Source organism: Streptomyces sp. BE303 (genome assembly GCF_036290945.1).
Classification (GTDB): Bacteria; Actinomycetota; Actinomycetes; order Streptomycetales; family Streptomycetaceae; genus Kitasatospora.
In genome coordinates this window covers 1-467 of record NZ_JAQYWZ010000694.1, presented here as the reverse complement: position 1 = coordinate 467, position 467 = coordinate 1, and the positions used below count along the sequence as shown (strand labels likewise).

Below are 467 nucleotides of genomic sequence, written 5' to 3'. Positions count from 1 at the left end.
CCTGGTGGGGGGTGTCGGGGGTGCCTTCGTAGATGACCTGGGTGGCGCCGTTGGAGTGCGGGCCGAAGACGAAGTACGAGTGGCCGGAGACCCAGCCGATGTCGGCGGAGCACCAGTAGACGTCGGACTCCGGCTTGAGGTCGAAGACGGCGTGGTGGGTGTAGCTGGCCTGGGTGAGGTAGCCGCCGGAGGTGTGCAGGATGCCCTTGGGCTTACCGGTGGTGCCGGAGGTGTAGATCAAGAAGAGCGGGTGCTCGGCGACGTGCGCCTCGGGGGGGTGTTCGGTGGACTGGCGGGCGGTGGCCTCGTGCCACCAGACATCGCGGCCCTCGGTCCAGGAGACGTCCTGGCCGGTGCGGCGGACGACCAGGACGTGCTCGACGCCGTCGACCTTGGTCAGTGCCTCGTCGATGGCGGGCTTGAGGGCGGAGGGCTTGCCACGCCGGTAGCCGCCGTCGGCGGTGATG

Annotated in this window: 1 protein-coding gene; it reads right to left on the bottom strand. The window is 69.6% G+C overall.

What is annotated here, in order from left to right; translation table 11 throughout:
* The coding region (locus PUR56_RS16645; protein ID WP_329949506.1) for an AMP-binding protein at positions 1-467 on the bottom strand (467 nt) is incomplete at both ends.